The following is a 16803-nucleotide window of genomic DNA, read 5'->3' as shown; positions in this document are numbered from 1 at the left end:
ACCGAACTCCCCCGGGGGCACTTCATGGACTCAGCGCGCACTTTCGATTCCGTCTCGATCATCTTCAACCCGAACAGCACCGGGGACGCGCCACGGCTCGCCCAGGGGCTCCACGATGACCTGACCCGGCTCCTGTCCTACTCTCCGGAGATCACCCTGCGGCCCACCGAGCGCGCCGGTCATGCCGTGGAACTCGCCCGGGAGGCTGCCCGGCGGGGCAACGCCCTCGTGGTTTCAGTCAGCGGCGACGGCGGGTACAACGAGGTAGTCAACGGGGTGATGCAGAGCGGCAGCAGCGACGCCGTCTGCGCCGTCATGGCCGCCGGGAACGCCAATGACCACCGCCGCACCACCGGGACCAAACCCCTTCCCGAGGCGATCGCCGAGGGCGAGGTGCGGCGCCTCGACCTCCTGAAAATCACGATCGGTGAGGGAACGGAGGCCGAGACGAACTACGCCCACTCCTACATCGGCTTTGGACTCACGCCCGTGGTGGCGATCGACCTCGAAAAGGGAAGCAAGGGCGCCCTCAAGGAAATGGTGACGGTGGTGCGTACCTTCGCGAAGTTCAAGCCCTTCGAGATCCGCCAGACCGACGGCGTCCACCGCAGGTTCGACAGCCTCGTGCTGGCGAACATCCCGGAGATGGCGAAGTACGCAACCCTCAGCGAGGCTGAGGACCACCCCTCCGACGGACAGTTCGAAGTGGTGGTCTTTCCCCATATGGCCAAGTGGAAGGTGCTGTTGACGGCGCTGCGCGCCGCCTCCAAGGGGCTCGGAAAGCAGCCCAGCGTCAGCCGGTACGAGTTCACCACCGTCAAGCCGATGCCTTACCAGCTCGACGGCGAGGTCAAGTCGGCCCCGGCCGAGACGAAGGTCCTGGTCGAGGCCGCCCCGCGCGCCCTGGCCGTCCTCGGCTGAGTCGGGGTCCCACCCGGCGCGGACAGGCGGAGCCGCGCTGGCCGCGGTCGAGCGCGGCCGCGACCGGGATCCCGATCTCGTCAGGCGTGAGCGTCCCCTGCAGCGCGTCCGCACCACCATCGGGGCCCTCAAGGTGTACTCGGCGGTCGCCCGGACGCTGCTCACCGGCGGACCGGGTCCGGCCGGGACGCGGTAGGCACCGGCAGCGGGCGGACCCGCTGCGCGCAGCGGCTCAGCGCCCTCCGTCGAGCGCCCGGCTGCGCTGCTCCAGCGCCGGTCCGCCGTAGGGGTAGTCGCTGAACTGGGGGGCGCTGACGGCGTCGAGCCGGCCGGCCTCCTCCGGGGTCAGTTCCAGCCCGGCGGAGGCGAGGTTGTCTTTCAGCTGGTCCACCGTACGCGCGCCAAGGATGACCGAGGTGACGGCCGGCTGGCGCGCCACCCAGGCCAGGGCCACCTGCGAGGCGCTGATGCCGCGGCCCTTCGCGGTCTCTCCGACGGCGTCAATAATCCGCCATGTGCGCTCCTGGGCGTTGCGCTGCTCCCAGGCCTCCATCCCGCGCTGAGGATTCTCCCCCAGCCGGGTGGCTCCCGTGGGCAGGGTGTCCCGCGAGTACTTTCCGCTCAGCCAGCCGCCGCCGAGCGGTGACCACGGCAGCAGGCCCATTCCGGCGTCAAGGGTGGCCGGGACGATCTCGGCTTCGATCTCGCGCACCAGCAGGCTGTACTGCGGCTGGAGAGTGACCGGCGCGCTGTACCCGGAGGCCCGTGCGAGCATCACGGCCTTCGTCAGCTGCCACCCGGTGTAGTTGGAGAAGCCGTAGTAGGAGATCTTGCCGCTGCGCACCGCTTCGTCGAGGAACCCGAGGGTTTCCTCGAGCGGTGTGTGGGGGTCCCAGGAGTGCACCTGGTAGAGGTCGAGGTGGTCAACGCCGAGGCGGGTCAGTGAGGCCTCGAGCGCCCGGCGCAGGTGCCGGCGGGTCAGGCCCAGGTCATTGACCCCCTTGCCCATGGGGAACCGGCCCTTGGAGGCGATCACCATCGAGTCGCGCCCGGCCGGGTTTCGAGCCAGCCAGCGCCCGATGATCTCCTCGGACGTGCCGGCGGTGTAGACGTCGGCGGTGTCGATCAGGTTTCCGCCGGCGGAGGCGTAGGCGTCGAGGATGCGGTGGGACTCCGCCTCGTCGGCTTCCGCCCCGAAGGTCATCGTGCCGAGGGCAAGCGCCGATACTGAGGTGCCACTGCTGCCAAGTTTCCGGTACTCCATGAGATCCCTTCCGTTGCATTGGTCCTGCGGGTGGCACCATGGCACCGCCCCGGCCGTGGGGCCGGGGCGGAGCGGGTGGTGCGGCGGTGCCGGGGCCCGGGCTGTGTCCGGGCGTTCCCGCTGCTTCCGACCTTAGTCAGTGACGACGACGTCGCGCCAGAACGCGTAGTGGTCCTTGATGTTCTGGGCCGCGTCCTTGGGCTGCGGGTAGAACCATCCGGCGTCGACGCTCTGCTTGCCGTCCGCCTCGAGGGTGACGTAGTGGGCCTGGCCCTTCCACGGGCAGGTGGTCTGCGTGGGGCTCGGCCGGAAGAACTCCTCCTTGACGGAGTCCTTCGGGAAGTAGTGGTTACCCTCGACCAGAACCGTAGTTGCGGATTCCGCGATGACCTGGTTGTTCCAGACTGCCTTTGGCATAGTTCCTGTTCCTTTGCGTTTGGTGCGCACGGACCGTTGCGGCCCACTTGTCCCAACGACCCGACGGCACTGACCATTCCGGAATCACAGCGGGCGGACCGTGAGGATCTGCTCGGAGCGGCCGAAGGGCCCGTCCAGATCGTGAAGGACACTGGAGGTGAGCCCCACCCCGTCCGCCCCGAACGTCACCCTCGTGTCCAGGCCCAGCCAGGACCCGGAGGGCGGGCGGTGGAAGTGCAGTTGGAGGTCGACGTTGGGGAACATCCAGCTGCCCGTGCCTGGCCGGACCCTGGCGGCGATCCCATTGGCCGCATCCACCATGCCGCACAAGCGCACGAGGTCCGGCGTCGGCCCGTCATCGACGAGCTCCAGCGGTGTCCGCAGCCAGATGCGGCCGCGGCCCGGGCGGTGACCGGGCACCACACGGAACTCAAGGGATTCGATGAAGCCGCCGGGCCACTGCGTCATGCCGCCGTAGGGTCCCGCCTCGCCGGGCCCGGGCATGTCGGCATCCTCGACGGCGGCGACCTCGGCGGTGTCGGTCCGGGCCAGCCGCCACGCCCTCGCGGTGACCGCCGTGCGGCCCTGAGCGCGCAGCTCGGCCTCGAGCAGCTCGATTGTGCGTCCCGGCCGAAGGACCCGGGTTGAGACCTCGAACTCGCCGCCGGGAATCATTCCCAGGATGTCGAAACCCACCCGGGCCAGCTGCAGGTCCGGGCGGGGCTCGCAGTCCAGCAGGTTCTGCACGAGCAGTCCCGCCACGGGCGCCATGTGCTGCTCCCCGGGATTCCAGGCCCCTTGGGCGTGGACGGTCGACTCGAACCGGCCCTCCCCGAACGAGCGGTAGTACGAGCCGGACATGCGCTACTCCTTCGGGAATCTGCAGGTGGAAGGCGCCGAACCCTGCTCCGGCGCACCCGCACCATGCTAGTGCAGCCCCCCATTTCCGCCGCGCGCCATCCAGACGGGCCTCGGTGCGGATGCCACAGCGCCGGGAACCGATTTTTCATCGCCGGAATAGAGCGGAGGATTGCGCGGTTGTCGCAAACGAGGCCCAGCCAAGCGCCGGCGCTCCCGCCCGGGAGTAGTGGGGCCGCCGCCGCACGCGCGGCAGAAGCAAAAGTAGGCGCCGTCTTAGAAGAAAGAGAGCCCATGCCTCGCAGCACGTCACCACAGGTGTCCCAAGATCCACTTTCGGCAAGACCGGCACCGTTGCCGGCCGAGCCGGAGGTCTCCGCGAAGAACCGCCTGGTCATCCGCCTCCTCATCGTCTCGGCGTTCGTCGTCATCCTGAATGAAACGATCACCGGCGTCGCCATTCCGCGCCTGGTCCAGGACCTCGGCATCACCGTCAGCGCGGGGCAGTGGCTCAGCACCGCGTTCCTCCTCACGATGGCAGTCGTTATTCCGATCACGGGCTTCCTGCTGCAGCGCTTCAATACCCGCCCACTGTTCATGGTCGCCATGTCGCTGTTCAGCGCCGGCACCCTGCTCGCCGCCCTCGCGCCGGGCTTCGCCACCCTCGTGGCCGGCCGGGTGATCCAGGCCAGCGGTACCGCGATCATGCTGCCCCTGCTGATGACCACCGTGATGACCCTGGTGCCGGCCGCCTCACGCGGGCGCACGATGGGGAACATTTCAATCGTGATCTCCGTGGCCCCCGCCGTCGGCCCCACCACCGCGGGCGCCATCCTCAGCGTCCTGGACTGGCGGTGGATGTTCTGGCTCGTCCTGCCCATCGCGCTGATCTCCCTCATCCTGGGCGCCACCAAGATGACAAACGTCACCTCCCCCCACAAGAGTGCAATCGACGTCCTGTCGGTCATCCTCTCGGCCCTGGCCTTCGGCGGCATCGTCTACGGATTCAGCCGGCTCGGTGAGGCCAGCGCCGAAGCCCTGGTTCCCGCCTGGATCCCCCTGGTGGTCGGCATCATCTTCCTGGCGCTGTTCATCGTGCGCCAGATCCGGCTGCAGCGTGCCGACCGCGCACTGCTCGACCTGCGCACGTTCACCTCACGCAACTTCACCCTTGCGATCCTGACCACGTTCCTCGCCTTCATGGCCCTGTTCGGAACGATCATCCTCCTGCCGATCTACGTCCAGAGCGTGCTGGGTGAGTCGCCGCTGGTCGCGGGCCTGCTGCTGCTTCCCGGCGGCGTCCTGATCGGTGTCCTCGGACCGTGGACGGGACGGGTCTTCGACCGCCGGGGACCGCGCCTCCTGCTGGTACCCGGAGCGCTGCTCATCGGGATCTCCTTCGTGGCCCTGAGCTTCGCCTCGGAAACCACGCCGATCTACCTCGTGCTGATCGCCCACATCGTCTGGAGCCTGGGCCTTGCCTTGATGCTGACGCCGCTGCTGACCTCGGCGCTCGGCTCGGTGAAGCCGAATCTGTACTCCCACGCCAGCGCCGTCTTCGGCACGGTGCAGCAGATCGCCGGCGCCGTCGGCACGGCACTGTTCATCTCGGTGACCACCATCGTCGCAGGCAACCTGGCGGCCGCGGGGCAGTCGGAGACAGCGGCCCTGGCCGGCGGCATCCAGGTTGCCTTTATCTGGGGAGCCGTCATCTCCCTGGCCGCGGTGATTGCGGCCATCTTCGTGCGCAAGCCTGACAACGCGCCGGATCCCTCGGCCGTGCCGGCGCACTAGGCTCCGGCCTAGGAGGAGCTGATGCTCTCCTCCGCAGCGGCCCGGCGGACGGTGATCATGCCGTCGTCGACCCGCGCCTCGTACACGGGCTGCGGGTTGCTCGCCGGGCCGCGGACCACGGTTCCGTCATCGAACCGGAAGGTACTGCCGTGCCAGGGACAGGTGACGCAGCCATCGGCGATCTCGCCCTCCTCGAGCGGGCCGCCAAGGTGGCTGCACACGCTGTCCATGGCGCGGACGGTTCCGCCGTCGCGGTACAGCAGGATCGAGACACCGTCGGCCTCCACCACCCGGCGCTCGCCGTCGGCCAGCTCCCCGTCGGTCAGCACCGGCGTCCACGCCTCGGGGCCTTCCCGCCAGGCGGTGCGGTTGACGTTGACGCCGCGCGCATAGCTTAGGTGCCCGCCCAGGTAGGCGCTGAACAGCAGGGCCCCGCACCCGCCGACGCCTAGCAGGGTGCCGGCGGTGCGGCTGCCCCGGCGCCGGGCCACCGCCGACAGGCTGTAGAGGGTCAGGGCGGTGCTGTTCCCGATAGCGTGGACCAGGCCCACCCGGCTGTCCTTGCCGACGGTGTCCGCCCAGTCGTTCGCTCCGGTGAGCGCCGTCGGCACGGCGGAGGCGATACCCACCCCCACGAGGAGGTCCGCCGAGTGCTCCGAGTCCCGTCCGCCCACCAGGTCGAGCAGCGTCGCCATGGTCCAGGCCCCGGTGGGGATGTCGGTCAGGACCGGGTGCAGCCGGTGCCCCAGGGCCGTGCCGCTCAGGGCGTTGCGCAGGAGGCGCGGCCTCAGGGTCTTCTCAACGGCCGAGGCGACCGGCGCTGCGACGGTATCGAGGGGCTTGAATTTCTCAAGGGCTTCGACCATCGAGTGCAGCAGGTTCACGGGGATCTCCTTCGGGTCGGCCGCGCACGCAGGGCTCCCTCGAGCCGGGAGACCGCAGGGCGGTAACCCTTATTGTCCGCGGCGCCCGCGGGGCCGCAAGCCGCCGGGCCGAAGCTAAATTTCCCTTGGTGCATCGGAGCTGCACTGGCACAATGCCGCTCCCGGGCGGCGCGGCCGCCGCACCACTCCATCCATAAAATCATCAGTTGGCTTATGGTTGGTTTCATGAGTTTCAACGACAACGTCCGCCTCGACCCTTCACGCGTAAGCGACCGGCGAGGCCGGGGCCGTGGCCTGGCCGTGGGCGGCGGTCTCGGCGGCGGGCTGGTGTTGATCCTCTCCCTCCTGTTCGGACCCGAGGTGGTGGGCCAGCTCGGCCTCGACGACGGGACCGGCCAGGGCCAGGGCAGCAGTGCCGGCGCGCCGGAGGCGATCACCTCGTGTCAGACCGGCGCCGACGCCAATGAACGCCTCGACTGCCGCATCCTCGCCACCGCCGAAAGCCTCGACAGCTTCTGGCTGCCCTACCTGGACCAGTACGGCGTCGAGTACAGCGCGCCCGGGGTGGCCCTATTCAGCGGCCAGACGGACACCGGGTGCGGCAGCGCCACCAGCGCCGTCGGGCCCTTCTACTGCCCGGTGGACCAGCAGACGTACTACGACACCGCGTTCTTCGACGACCTCGTCACCCGGTTCGGATCCTCCGGGGGGCCGCTGGCGCAGGAGTACGTGATCGCTCACGAGTTCGGGCATCACATCCAAAACCTCACCAACACCCTTGAGGCGGGCCGGCAGGACCCCCAGGGGCCGGAGTCCGGCGCCGTTCGGGTCGAACTTCAGGCCGACTGCTACGCGGGCCTGTGGGCCGCCCACGCCTCCAGCACCCCCGACCCGGAGTCGGGCGAGCCTTTCCTGCGGGAATTCACCACCGAGGACCTGCGCGATGCGCTGTCGGCGGCGTCGGCTGTTGGCGATGACCGCATCCAGGAAGCGGCGACCGGCCAGGTCAACCCCGAGGTGTGGACCCACGGCTCCAGCGAGCAGCGCCAGGCCTGGTTCCTCGAGGGCTACCGCACCGGCGACATCAACGCCTGCGACACCTTCCGGGCACCGGACCTGAGCCCCTGACCCCGACCGCTGAACTCCAACCCCCGCCACGTCTTCCGAGGAGAACGATCAGCATGCAGCTACCCGTGATGCCGCCGGTGACCCCGATGCTGGCCAAGTCAGTTGCCCGGATCCCCGAGGGCGAACTGCTGTATGAGCCGAAGTGGGACGGGTTCCGCTCCATCGTCTTCCGCGACGGGGACGAGGTCGAGATCGGCTCCCGCAACGGCAACCCGATGACCCGGTACTTCCCCGAGGTGGTCGAGGCGGTCCGGGCCAACCTCCCGGACCGCTGCGTCCTCGACGGTGAACTGATCGTCGTCAGCGGGGCGCGGCTCGACTTCGAAGCGCTCCAGCAGCGCATCCATCCCGCGGCGAGCCGCGTCGCACTGCTGGCCCGCGAGACCCCTGCCCACTTCGTCGCGTTCGACCTGCTCGCCCTCGATGACGAGGACCTCACAGGCAGGCCCTTCCGGGAACGCCGGGCACTGCTGGAGAAGCACTTGGCCGCCGCCCGACCGCCCGTGCACCTCACGCCCGCCTCCGCCGACTCCGCCGTCGCCGGCGAGTGGTTCTCCCAGTTCGAGGGCGCCGGCCTGGACGGGGTCGTCGCCAAGCCGCTCGACGGGCACTACGAGCCAAACAAGCGCGCGATGTTCAAGGTCAAGCACGAGCGCACCGCCGACTGCGTGGTGGCCGGCTACCGCACCCACAAGGCCGACGCCGAAGGCATCGGTTCCCTGCTCCTGGGGCTCTACACCGACGACGGGGACCTGATGGCCGTCGGGGTGGTCGGTGCCTTCACCGCCGCCCGCCGCCGGGAGCTGTTCCGGGAGTTGCAGCCCCTGGTCACCTCGCCGGAGGAGCACCCCTGGGCCGCCGCCCGGGAGGACGACGGAATCCGCACCCCGTTCAACGCCGAAGGCAGCCGCTGGGCCGCCGGCCGAGACCTGTCCTTCACTCCCCTGCGCCCCGAGCGGGTCCTCGAGGTCCGCTACGACCACATGGAGGGCGAGCGGTTCCGCCACACCGCCCAGTTCAACCGCTGGCGTCCGGACCGGGATCCGGCCTCCTGCACCTTCGGCCAGCTTGAGGAACCCGTAAGCTTCGACCTCGCCACCGTGCTCTCCGGCGGCGCACCGGTGGCCGGGACCACCCCCAACACCGGGCCCTGACCCGTCCGGGTTGGTCCCCGGAGTGAGGTGCGCCATGCTGGTGCGGTAGCCAGCACCACCGACGAGGGAGCCCCATGACCAGCACCGCCCGGCAGATCGTCTTCGTCACTGGGGCCAGCCGCGGCGTAGGGCGCGGCATCGCCCACGCCTTCGGTGAAGCCGGTGCCACCGTCTACGTCGGCGGACGCACCACCGAGGAGGGGACCGCGTCCTCGCGGATGCCCGGGACCATTACCGAAACCGCACGGCTCGTCACCGAGGCCGGCGGCACCGGCATCCCGCTGCGCCTGGATGTCACCGACGACGACCAACTCACCGAGGCTTTCGCCCGCATCGAGTCGGAGCAGGGCCGGCTTGACGTCCTCGCCAACACCGCCTGGGGCGGGTACGAGCGGTTCACCGACGGCAGTGAGTTCAATCCCGGCCCGTTCTGGGAACAGCCTCTCGGCCTCTGGGATTCGATGCACCGGGCGGGCCTGCGGGCGCACTACGCCGCCTCGTCCCTCGCCGCGCCGCTGATGGTCCGCGCCGGGAGGGGCCTGATCATCACCCTTTCCTCCTTCGCTGGGCAGGTCTTTGTCCCTCCGGTTCCCTACGGCGTCGCCCACGCGGCCATCGACCGGCTGGCCGCCGACATGGCCGTCGACCTTCGGGACCACGGTGTCGCCTCGATCGCCCTCTATCCGGGGCTTGTCCTCACCGAGAGCGTAGTCGCCAACCTTCAGTATTTTGAGCACGAGACCAACCGGGAGACTCCGCTGTTCGTCGGGCGGACGGTCTCCGCGCTGGCCGCCGACCCGGACGTGCTGCGCCTCAGCGGCCTTGCCCTGGTCGCCGCCGAGGCGGCCGCGGCCTACGGGGTGCGCGACGAGCACGGCCACCTGCCCTCCTCCAACCGCCAGGCCATCACCGGAGCCCCGACGGCGGCCTTCCCCAATCCCTTCGACCGCGCGGAGGACGCCGGCGGGTCTGCCTGCCAGTGACTTCACCGTGGCGGCACCGCCGGGCCGGCACGGGAGCGCTAGTCCGACTCCTCGTGGACGACCAACACCGGACACGCCGCGTGTGACACACAGGCGGCGCTGACCGAGCCCAAAAGCAGGCCGCGGAAGCCGCCGTGTCCGCGTCGCCCCACGATCAGGAGGTCGGCATCCCTGCCCTCCCGCACCAGGACCTTAGAGGGCCGCCCGAACACCACCTTCCGCTCAAGCTGAGCGGGGACCTCCTCACCGAAGGCCTCGGCAATGGCGTCGTCCATCCGTTTCTTTGTCACTTCGGCGAAGTTGTCGCTTCCCAGGGGGACATAGCCGGCGTACTCCTCCGGGTACTCCCAAGCGCCCACCGTTGTGATGTCAGCGTCCAAGGCGGGAGCGATCCGCGCGGCAAGACGTAGCGCTTTTACCGACTGGGGGGAGCCATCAAGGCCCACCACAACGCGTCCCCGAACCCCACGCTCCATAGCTTTTCCTTCCGCAGCGGTCTTTCCGTCCTCGGTGGCCCGTCCTCACAGGGTGACCCCGTCGCACATCGCCGCGTAGGGCCGAAGGTCACCGATCCCGTCAAGCTAATGTCAGCCGACGCCGGCCGGTAGACGGCTAGTCGGGACCAATGGCCCTCCTGTCTGCTGCCCAGGAAGACGATACTGATGCAGGGGACCGGTCCGGTCTCATACCGGACCGCTGGTCGACACTCCAGTGTGGGTCCCGGATTCCCGGATCCGCAGAACCGAAAAACCATAGGATCGGACGCCGCTTCCATGCCCTCCTCCAACGGCGCACTCACGGCGCCCCGTAACCGGCCCGCCCCAACCCAACAAAGCCCACTTCAACAGACCCCGACGCCGCGGGCACAGGTTCCTTCCTGCCCGCAGTGCGGCACGGATAGCTTCCTGATCTATTCCTCCTACCTGCCGGGCGCAAAGGCGCCGGACGGAGGTACGGAGCCGGCACAGACCTTCTACACGTGTACGCGCTGCGGGACGGCCCGCGGACACGAGGTCCCCTCCGGGTGGCGGCCGCCCGGCTGGTTCTACTGCACCTAAGGGCGCGCTTAGGCCGCCACAAATTTCTGGCCACCGGCGGCTCAGCGCCATCACTTAAGAACGCGCCCCTTCGCTCCGGGCCCGCTGCTTAGGTCCGGGCCCACTGCCCCACTGCTGGCTGGTCATGCCGTCTGGTCAGTGCGGTCAGGGCGGTCAGGGCAGGGTCCGCCGAGGATAGCGCGTGCGCCTGCCGCGATGACGCCGGAGTCCGTCGCGACCGCGATCCGGTCGAAGCCGCGGGCCCGCAGGATACGGGCGCGCTCCGGATCGCCGGCGAAGATCCCTGCCGCCTTCCCGGCCGCGGACGACGCGGCGGCAATTTCGACCAAAGGCCCGTCTTTTTCGGCCAGCAGGGCGTCGACGGTGGTGCCCAGCGACAGGGCAAGGTCGAACGGCCCGACGAACAGGAGGTCGACGCCGGGCACCTCGGCAATCGCGCCGACGTTTTCCAGCGCCGCTGCGGATTCGATCATGACACCGAGCTGGGGAACAGCCGCAGCAGGCGGTGCCGCCTCATGACCCCAAAGCGGAGCCAGCGGGCCCCAGCTGCGGGAGCCCTGCGGCGGATACCTGCCGGCGTCCACCACCCAGCGTGCCTCGTCGGGGGTGTCGATCTGGGGAACGATCACCGCGGAAGCGCCGGCATCGAGGGCCAGTCCGATGCCGGACGGGTCGGGGCCCGCGGTGCGGACCGCGAAGGCGAGACCGGCACCGGCCAGGGCGCGCCCGTTGTCGATCAGCGAGCGCCGGTCGAACCTGCCGTGCTGGGCGTCGAGCGCCACCCAGTCGAAACCCGACCGGGCCAGCGCAAGAACGGTGTCCACGTCGTCTCGGAAGCACCAGACTCCTGACGAGCCGGGACCGATGGCGTTCATTGAGAGGGTTCCGCCGGTTTGCCGGGGCAACAGGACGACGACGGCGCTTCGGTGGCTACCGGGACCGGCCCCTCCCCCGGGCCGGCGGCTGTCCGGCCCGCCGGTTCCGTCGCCGGTTCCGCCGCCGATGCCATCGGCACCGCGCAGCAGGTGTCCCCCTTCCACGCCTCCCAGCCCTCCTTTAGGGCAACCGCGGCGATAATCAGCGCTGCGATCGGATCGGCCCAGGACCACCCCAGCGTGGAGTTGAGCAGCAGCCCTCCGAGCAGGACGGCGGAGAGGTAGGTGCACAGCAGGGTCTGTTTCGAGTCCGCTACGGCGGAGCGGGACCCGAGCTCACGTCCGGCCCGGCGCTGCGCCAGGGACAGAAACGGCATCACCACGAGGCTGGCCGCGGCCAGGGCGATGCCGACCGGCGAGTGCTGGGCTTCGCTGCCGCCGGCGAGCGCGCGCACCGCGTCAATCGTGACAAAGGCGGCCAATCCGAAAAAGGAGAACGCAATGAACCGCAGCGCCTTCGGTTCGCGGGCCTCGGGGTCGGGTCCGGCGAACTGCCAGGCCACGGCCGCTGCGGAGAGCACCTCGACCACCGAGTCGAGCCCGAACGCCAGCAGCGCTCCGGACGAGGCGACGGTTCCGGCGCCGAGCGCCACCACCGCTTCAATTGCGTTGTAGGTGATGGTGGCCGCCACCAGGAGACGGATCCGCCGGGCCAGGAGCCTCCGGCGGCCATCGGACGCCGGCGGTACCCCGGCGCCGGTGCTGCCCGGCCGGCTGCCGGATGCTGTCCCCGCGGGGAGGACTGAATGGGTTGGCATCTCCACCAGCCACACGATACCCGCTCCCCGCGGCGGGAGTCAGGGGCCGGCGGCCCGGACCGTAGGCTTTCGGCGCCCGTGCCGTTATGCTTCGGCACACCGGGCGGTCCGGTGGCCGTCCGGCGCGTACCGCCGACTCATCCGGGCACGAGGGGAAGCCATGAGCGCAGGGCAAGGGACCGGCACGGTTCCAACGGTTGGCGGGGCCTCGGGCGCTCCGCCACTACCCCTTCCTCCGCCCTTCCGAAAGGCCTTATCCCGAAAGGCATTGTCCCGAAGGGTCCTCCCAGCAGTGGGGCTTGCCGCTGCGGGATTGGCCGCCGCCTGGCTGCTTGATCCCGGACCGCTGGGAAAGACCCATGACTCGGGTGCAGGTGTGTGCATGCCGAAGCCGGTCGAGGGCCATGCGGCGGCGGGCCAGATCTTCCTGCTGAACAGCTCGCGGCACCCCGTGACGCTGGAGAAAGTCGAACTGCAGGAGCCGCGGGGCCTTCACCTCGTCGAGGCGCACCTGCTGATGGTGCCGGAGGGAGCCGGTGCCACCTTCGGTGCCGGGTCGACAGTTCCGCGCGACGACCAGCATCGCCGGTGGTGGGCCGCGGCCGAGCCGGCCGTGGGGAGCGAACTTCCCGCCGGGGCCACCGGGAACCTCATCCTGGCGGTCACCGATGGTGCCGGCGGGGGCGGCGGCGTCACCGAGGGCGCCCGGATCACCTACTCCACCGGACTCCGCAGCTACACGCTGACCTACGACTTCGGCATTACCCTCGCGGCCGACGCGTGCCCCTGAGCCCGCCCGGGAAGCGAACGCCCCATCAGGGGCACACTGGAAGGAACCGGCGTAGGCTGAAGTGCGGTCCGGTCTCCGGTGTCCCGGGCTCAGGATCATCATCGCGGAGGGTGGCGAAAGAGGATGGGCGTACGCATCAGGGACCTCCTGGGCCGGCATCTGGGGGAGCTGCGGTATGAACCGACCGCCAAGCGCATCCGGGGGATGCTCGATGGCCAGACCCTTTTTGACAGCCGGAAGGCGTTGCTCGTCTGGGAACCACGGCGTGTCCTTCCCACCTATGCTGTGCCGGTGGGGGACGTCGCCTGCGAGCTGGTGCCGGAGGACTCCGCGCCGGCCGCGTCGGGCACCGAGGCGCAGATTGAACTTCCCGACGTCGCCACGAGCGCTCCGGTGCTGAGTCCCACCGTCCCGTTCCGGGTCCATGCCGGCTCCGGCGTTGCCCTGAAGGCGCGGATGCCCGGAAGTGGCGAGGCCGCCGAGGCGTTCCGCCCGGACGATGCCGACCTTCGGGATTACGTCATTTTTTCCTTCGACTCGCTCGATGCGTGGCTTGAAGAGGATGAGGAGATCATCGGGCATCCGCGGGATCCCTACTGGCGGGTCGATCGGCGGCGCAGTTCCCTTGAGGTCGAGCTGCGGCTCGACGGGCACACGCTCGCCTCGACGAACCGCCCGCTGCTGGTGTTCGAGACGATGCTGCCCGTGCGCTATTACTTCCCGGCGGACGCCGTCCGGGTGCCGCTTGCTCCCAGTGACACCCTCTCGATCTGCCCGTACAAGGGCCGGGCCCGGTACTGGAACGTCGAACTGCCCGAACGGACCTACCCCGACCTCGCCTGGACCTATGCTGAGCCGTTCATCGAGACCGCTGATCTTCAGGGGCTCGTCTGCTTCTTTGAGGAACGGGCGGATCTGCTGCTCGACGGCGTGCCGCAGCCGCGCCGCCGGACACCCTGGAGCTGACCGGACCGCCGGCAGCTCCGCGCCCGTCCCGGTGGGCGCGGGCATACTCCTGGGCGCAGAACACGGTGATCAGTGCCGCCTCGACCAGTGCGCCGCCGTAGTACATCAGGTGGGCCCCCGTTTCGGCTTGACCGGCAGGAACCCCCGGCGGCGGATACGCGTAGAGGTATTTCGCGAGGACGCCGTGCCCGGCGAGCGCGGCGAGCAGCACCGCCGTCCGCAGGGCAAATCCGGCCCGGTGCGGATTCGGGTCGACGCCGATGATCGCGTTGGTGAAGAGACAGCCCGCCAGGAGGAAATGGACCTGAACCGCCGCATGCCCGGCGCCGGAGCCGAGGAGAGCCGCGGCCGGGGTGGTGTACAGAAGCCAGAGCCCACCGGTGTTAAGGACGCAGGCCGGTACCGGATGGGCTAGCACGCGCAGGGGCGGAGATCGAAGGAGGCCCGATAGCCGGCGGGCGCGCCCGACGGCGAGCGCCCGCAGGGCCAGCGTGGCCGGTGCGGCCAGAACCAGCAGGAGAGGGGCGACCATGCCTACCAGGAGGTGGGAGCCCATATGGGCAGGAAAGCTCGCGGGGGCCGGCCCGAGGAAGCCGAGGGCGGCCGCCACCACCCCGGCCGACCAAAGCACGCTGCGGTACACCGGCCAGGGCCGTCCGGCGCGCCGGGCACCGGCGGCCGCTGCCAGATAGAGCGCCAGCGCAGCCAGGAACGGGAGGGCTCCAAGCAGCAGGACGCCGGGGCCCGCACCGGCGTGCTCATGCATCGGGCCGGGCCGCCCTCGTGCCGCTTCCGGTCCTCCGCCGCCTGCGGGCAACGACTCCGGCAAGGACGGCGCCGAGCAGCAGCAGGGCCAGGGCCGCCGCGTTCCAGGCCAGGTCGTAGGGAAGCACGTCCACGCCATACCGGATCTGATGAAACCGGAGCACCTTGTGGTTGATGAGCCCATCGAACAGCTGGAACCCGCCGGCGCCAAGGAACAGCCCGGCCAGGGCGGCGCCGGTCGACGCCGCTCCACGGCGGAGTGTCGAGGCCAGCAGGAAGAAGCCGGCGATGAGCAGGAACAGTTCGACGGCGTGTAGCACCCCGTCCGAGACCAGGCCGACAGTGCCTCCTGCCCGGTCATAGAAGGAGTGCCAGGCGAGCAGCTGGTGAAAGACGATTTCGTCGACGGCGGCCATCATCCCCACCCCGATCATCACTCCCGCCCACATCGAACGGTCGCGGCGCAGCGGCCGGCCTTCCTTGGCATCGGTTGGCAATCCTCTGTCCTCCCTCCGAAACCTGCGTCGACCTCGCACCGCCCAGGCAGCTCACCCGGGCAGCTCACCCCGGCCTCCCACCGGGGGTCGGCCCTTTCCCAGCCTCGCACGCCGCACGCCCTCAGGTCCGGGCGCGGGGCGGACGCGATTTCCCTTGCCGCACGGCGCGGGCAATGGCAGGAGTCCACGCGTGCAGCGCGCCGCTTTACTTTCCGTCGAGGCCGCCGGACATTTAACGGGACGCACCGCGCCCGGGAACCGGCCGGTGATGCCGCACCGGACCGCCGGGCGGAAGAGCACTCCACGAACGGGTCATCAACGGTGAATAGCTGGCAACAGGTCCTGGCCGCCCTGGCCAATGAGAAGCTCCGCATTGTGTTCGCTGAACTGGTGCTTGAGGACGCTCGCCGAAGGGGCATTGTGGTGCCCGGGGCGAAGCGCGCCAAGGCGCTGGACCAGCTTGCTGCCGCCGGGCTGGCGGTCCGGGAGGACGGCTGGTCCCTGAACCCCTCGATCTTCCGGGCGCTCCTCGAGGCCTCTGGAGGCGCCGGACGCAGGGAGGGAATCGAGCGTTTCCTCGTGGCCGGCCGGATCGACCAGTACCCGGCGAACAAGCGCCAGCGCAACGAACTGCTGAGGTGGATTGCCGGGAAGGCGTTCACTCCAGGGGAGGAGCTGTCGGAGAAGGAGGTCAATGAACGCCTGGAGAGGTACACCTCCGACTCCGTCACGCTGCGCCGCTACCTGGTGGACGCCGAACTCCTTGAAAGGACCCGGACCGGCAGCGCCTACTCCCCCGTTACCGAGGGCTCCGGCGGGAGCTGAGACCGGCATCCGGGAAGGTCCCGTCGGACCAGGAAGGGCGCCGGGATCGCGGCGGTCCTAGACTTCCGTTCATGAACGAGGTGAATCCGCCGGGCGGCCCCGGTGGGGCGGTAATGCTCCAGCTGCCCTTTGAGGGCAGGTGGCTGGCACGGAACAGTCCCGCACGGCGGGTGCCCAGCCACGGCACCGACCTGGTGGGCGGGCGGTACGCCATCGACTTCATCGGTGTCGATCCGCGGCACCGGACGGCGTTCTCCAGCGACTGGCGGACCCTTGCCGCCACCGAACCCCCCGACCGGTTCGTCGCCTGGGGGCAGCCGGTGCTGGCCCCTGCCGGTGGCGTCGTCGTCGGAGTCCACGACGGCGAACCGGACCACGCCGCCCGGCGCTCGCAGCTTGCACTCCTGCCCTATGCGCTGGGCCAGCCTGCGCGCCTGCGCAAAGGGGTGGCCGCGGTGGCGGGCAACCACGTCGTGATCCGCCTCAGGCACGCACCGGCCTTCGTCGCCCTGGCGCATCTGCGGGCCGGATCCATCGACGTGGCCCCCGGCGAGGAGGTCGCCGCCGGTCAGGGCATCGCCGCGTGCGGGAACTCGGGCAACTCGACCCAGCCGCACGTGCACCTCCAGGTGATGGACGGGCCGGACGCCTCCACCGCGCGCGGAGTGCCGATGGCGTTCGCGCGCTTTCGGGAGTGGCCCCGCGGACCGGGCTCCTCTTCCCGGATCCGGGATTCCGGCCTCCCGCAGGAGGGCGCCGTCGTCGAGGCGCTGCCTCCGGACGGCGCCCGAGGCTAGAGGCAGCCA

Annotated in this window: 18 protein-coding genes; 9 read left to right on the top strand and 9 right to left on the bottom strand. The window is 69.9% G+C overall.

Annotation, left to right across the window (positions count from 1 at the left end):
- The first annotated feature begins 24 nt into the window (after positions 1 to 24).
- On the top strand, positions 25 to 921 hold the full coding sequence (locus I6N91_RS10345) for a diacylglycerol kinase family protein (RefSeq protein WP_198812482.1): 897 nt from the start codon (positions 25 to 27) through the stop codon (positions 919 to 921).
- 232 nt (positions 922 to 1153) lie between these two features.
- On the opposite strand, the gene I6N91_RS10340 is transcribed toward I6N91_RS10345, so the two are convergent.
- From I6N91_RS10340 to I6N91_RS10330, 3 genes are all read right to left on the bottom strand, one after another.
- A complete protein-coding gene (locus I6N91_RS10340) occupies positions 1154 to 2185 on the bottom strand; it encodes an aldo/keto reductase (protein ID WP_198812481.1) in 1032 nt (343 codons plus the stop codon).
- Between the two features lie 132 nt (positions 2186 to 2317).
- On the bottom strand, positions 2318 to 2602 hold the full coding sequence (locus I6N91_RS10335) for a DUF427 domain-containing protein (protein ID WP_120169103.1): 285 nt from the start codon (positions 2600 to 2602) through the stop codon (positions 2318 to 2320).
- Between the two features lie 84 nt (positions 2603 to 2686).
- Positions 2687 to 3463: a thioesterase family protein gene (locus I6N91_RS10330; protein ID WP_198812480.1), complete on the bottom strand. Its 777-nt coding sequence runs from the start codon at positions 3461 to 3463 to the stop codon at positions 2687 to 2689.
- 291 nt (positions 3464 to 3754) lie between these two features.
- Between I6N91_RS10330 and I6N91_RS10325 the strand changes: the two genes are divergently transcribed.
- Positions 3755 to 5254 (top strand): MDR family MFS transporter, encoded by a 1500-nt coding sequence (locus I6N91_RS10325; RefSeq protein WP_198812479.1) that lies wholly within the window; start codon positions 3755 to 3757, stop codon positions 5252 to 5254.
- Positions 5255 to 5262: 8 nt separating this feature from the next.
- Here the strand turns inward: I6N91_RS10325 and I6N91_RS10320 are convergent, their stop codons facing one another.
- Positions 5263 to 6138: a Rieske (2Fe-2S) protein gene (locus I6N91_RS10320; protein ID WP_120169099.1), complete on the bottom strand. Its 876-nt coding sequence runs from the start codon at positions 6136 to 6138 to the stop codon at positions 5263 to 5265.
- 225 nt (positions 6139 to 6363) lie between these two features.
- Between I6N91_RS10320 and I6N91_RS10315 the strand changes: the two genes are divergently transcribed.
- The 3 genes from I6N91_RS10315 to I6N91_RS10305 all read left to right on the top strand — a co-directional run bounded on the left by I6N91_RS10315 (position 6364) and on the right by I6N91_RS10305 (position 9403).
- Positions 6364 to 7266 (top strand): neutral zinc metallopeptidase, encoded by a 903-nt coding sequence (locus tag I6N91_RS10315; protein ID WP_198812478.1) that lies wholly within the window; start codon positions 6364 to 6366, stop codon positions 7264 to 7266.
- Positions 7267 to 7319: 53 nt separating this feature from the next.
- Positions 7320 to 8420, top strand: a complete 1101-nt coding sequence (locus I6N91_RS10310) for an ATP-dependent DNA ligase (RefSeq protein WP_198812477.1) — start codon at positions 7320 to 7322, stop codon at positions 8418 to 8420.
- 74 nt (positions 8421 to 8494) lie between these two features.
- On the top strand, positions 8495 to 9403 hold the full coding sequence (locus I6N91_RS10305; protein ID WP_198812476.1) for an SDR family NAD(P)-dependent oxidoreductase: 909 nt from the start codon (positions 8495 to 8497) through the stop codon (positions 9401 to 9403).
- A gap of 38 nt (positions 9404 to 9441) precedes the next feature.
- Here I6N91_RS10305 and I6N91_RS10300 read toward each other — a convergent pair whose 3' ends face one another.
- The 3 genes from I6N91_RS10300 to I6N91_RS10290 form a co-directional block, all read right to left on the bottom strand.
- Complete coding sequence (locus tag I6N91_RS10300) at positions 9442 to 9879, bottom strand: universal stress protein (RefSeq protein WP_198812475.1); 438 nt, start codon at positions 9877 to 9879, stop codon at positions 9442 to 9444.
- Between the two features lie 704 nt (positions 9880 to 10583).
- Positions 10584 to 11336 carry an HpcH/HpaI aldolase/citrate lyase family protein gene (locus I6N91_RS10295; protein ID WP_233091724.1) on the bottom strand — a complete coding sequence of 251 codons (753 nt, stop codon included), beginning with the start codon at positions 11334 to 11336 and terminating at the stop codon, positions 10584 to 10586.
- Complete coding sequence (locus I6N91_RS10290; protein ID WP_198812473.1) at positions 11333 to 12154, bottom strand: cation transporter; 822 nt, start codon at positions 12152 to 12154, stop codon at positions 11333 to 11335. Before I6N91_RS10290 ends, I6N91_RS10295 begins: the two co-directional genes overlap by 4 nt.
- A gap of 382 nt (positions 12155 to 12536) precedes the next feature.
- On the opposite strand from I6N91_RS10290, the gene I6N91_RS10285 reads away from it, so the two are divergent.
- A complete protein-coding gene (locus I6N91_RS10285; protein ID WP_198812472.1) occupies positions 12537 to 12944 on the top strand; it encodes a hypothetical protein in 408 nt (135 codons plus the stop codon).
- A 123-nt stretch (positions 12945 to 13067) separates the two neighbouring features.
- Positions 13068 to 13910, top strand: coding sequence for a DUF427 domain-containing protein (locus I6N91_RS10280; RefSeq protein WP_198812471.1), 843 nt, complete (start codon positions 13068 to 13070; stop codon positions 13908 to 13910).
- Here I6N91_RS10280 and I6N91_RS10275 read toward each other — a convergent pair.
- Positions 13804 to 14676 carry a cytochrome c oxidase assembly protein gene (locus I6N91_RS10275; RefSeq protein ID WP_198812470.1) on the bottom strand — a complete coding sequence of 291 codons (873 nt, stop codon included), beginning with the start codon at positions 14674 to 14676 and terminating at the stop codon, positions 13804 to 13806. The genes I6N91_RS10280 and I6N91_RS10275 overlap by 107 nt on opposite strands.
- Positions 14669 to 15172, bottom strand: coding sequence for a DUF2243 domain-containing protein (locus tag I6N91_RS10270; RefSeq protein ID WP_233091723.1), 504 nt, complete (start codon positions 15170 to 15172; stop codon positions 14669 to 14671). Before I6N91_RS10270 ends, I6N91_RS10275 begins: the two co-directional genes overlap by 8 nt.
- A 321-nt stretch (positions 15173 to 15493) precedes the next feature.
- On the opposite strand from I6N91_RS10270, the gene I6N91_RS10265 reads away from it, so the two are divergent.
- Complete coding sequence (locus I6N91_RS10265; protein ID WP_307843321.1) at positions 15494 to 15997, top strand: DUF2087 domain-containing protein; 504 nt, start codon at positions 15494 to 15496, stop codon at positions 15995 to 15997.
- Positions 15998 to 16068: 71 nt separating this feature from the next.
- Positions 16069 to 16794, top strand: coding sequence for a M23 family metallopeptidase (locus tag I6N91_RS10260; RefSeq protein WP_198812469.1), 726 nt, complete (start codon positions 16069 to 16071; stop codon positions 16792 to 16794).
- Positions 16795 to 16803 lie beyond the last annotated feature (9 nt).

Source organism: Arthrobacter sp. MSA 4-2 (assembly GCF_016405885.1).
Taxonomy (GTDB): Bacteria; Actinomycetota; Actinomycetes; order Actinomycetales; family Micrococcaceae; genus Arthrobacter_D.
Note: the sequence above shows the minus strand (reverse complement) of the source record. Positions and strands in the feature narration are given on the sequence as shown.

What these genes read in the sequence shown, in the direction of transcription:
- I6N91_RS10300 (WP_198812475.1), bottom strand. Translation starts at nt 9,879, where the DNA reads ATGGAGCGTGGGGTTCGGGGACGCGTTGTGGTGGGCCTTGATGGCTCC.
- I6N91_RS10280 (WP_198812471.1), top strand. Translation starts at nt 13,068, where the DNA reads ATGGGCGTACGCATCAGGGACCTCCTGGGCCGGCATCTGGGGGAGCTG.
- I6N91_RS10305 (WP_198812476.1), top strand. Translation starts at nt 8,495, where the DNA reads ATGACCAGCACCGCCCGGCAGATCGTCTTCGTCACTGGGGCCAGCCGC.
- I6N91_RS10340 (WP_198812481.1), bottom strand. Translation starts at nt 2,185, where the DNA reads ATGGAGTACCGGAAACTTGGCAGCAGTGGCACCTCAGTATCGGCGCTT.
- I6N91_RS10285 (WP_198812472.1), top strand. Translation starts at nt 12,537, where the DNA reads ATGCCGAAGCCGGTCGAGGGCCATGCGGCGGCGGGCCAGATCTTCCTG.
- I6N91_RS10330 (WP_198812480.1), bottom strand. Translation starts at nt 3,463, where the DNA reads ATGTCCGGCTCGTACTACCGCTCGTTCGGGGAGGGCCGGTTCGAGTCG.
- I6N91_RS10275 (WP_198812470.1), bottom strand. Translation starts at nt 14,676, where the DNA reads ATGCATGAGCACGCCGGTGCGGGCCCCGGCGTCCTGCTGCTTGGAGCC.
- I6N91_RS10325 (WP_198812479.1), top strand. Translation starts at nt 3,755, where the DNA reads ATGCCTCGCAGCACGTCACCACAGGTGTCCCAAGATCCACTTTCGGCA.
- I6N91_RS10290 (WP_198812473.1), bottom strand. Translation starts at nt 12,154, where the DNA reads ATGCCAACCCATTCAGTCCTCCCCGCGGGGACAGCATCCGGCAGCCGG.
- I6N91_RS10345 (WP_198812482.1), top strand. Translation starts at nt 25, where the DNA reads ATGGACTCAGCGCGCACTTTCGATTCCGTCTCGATCATCTTCAACCCG.
- I6N91_RS10295 (WP_233091724.1), bottom strand. Translation starts at nt 11,336, where the DNA reads ATGAACGCCATCGGTCCCGGCTCGTCAGGAGTCTGGTGCTTCCGAGAC.
- I6N91_RS10335 (WP_120169103.1), bottom strand. Translation starts at nt 2,602, where the DNA reads ATGCCAAAGGCAGTCTGGAACAACCAGGTCATCGCGGAATCCGCAACT.
- I6N91_RS10310 (WP_198812477.1), top strand. Translation starts at nt 7,320, where the DNA reads ATGCAGCTACCCGTGATGCCGCCGGTGACCCCGATGCTGGCCAAGTCA.
- I6N91_RS10260 (WP_198812469.1), top strand. Translation starts at nt 16,069, where the DNA reads ATGAACGAGGTGAATCCGCCGGGCGGCCCCGGTGGGGCGGTAATGCTC.
- I6N91_RS10315 (WP_198812478.1), top strand. Translation starts at nt 6,364, where the DNA reads ATGAGTTTCAACGACAACGTCCGCCTCGACCCTTCACGCGTAAGCGAC.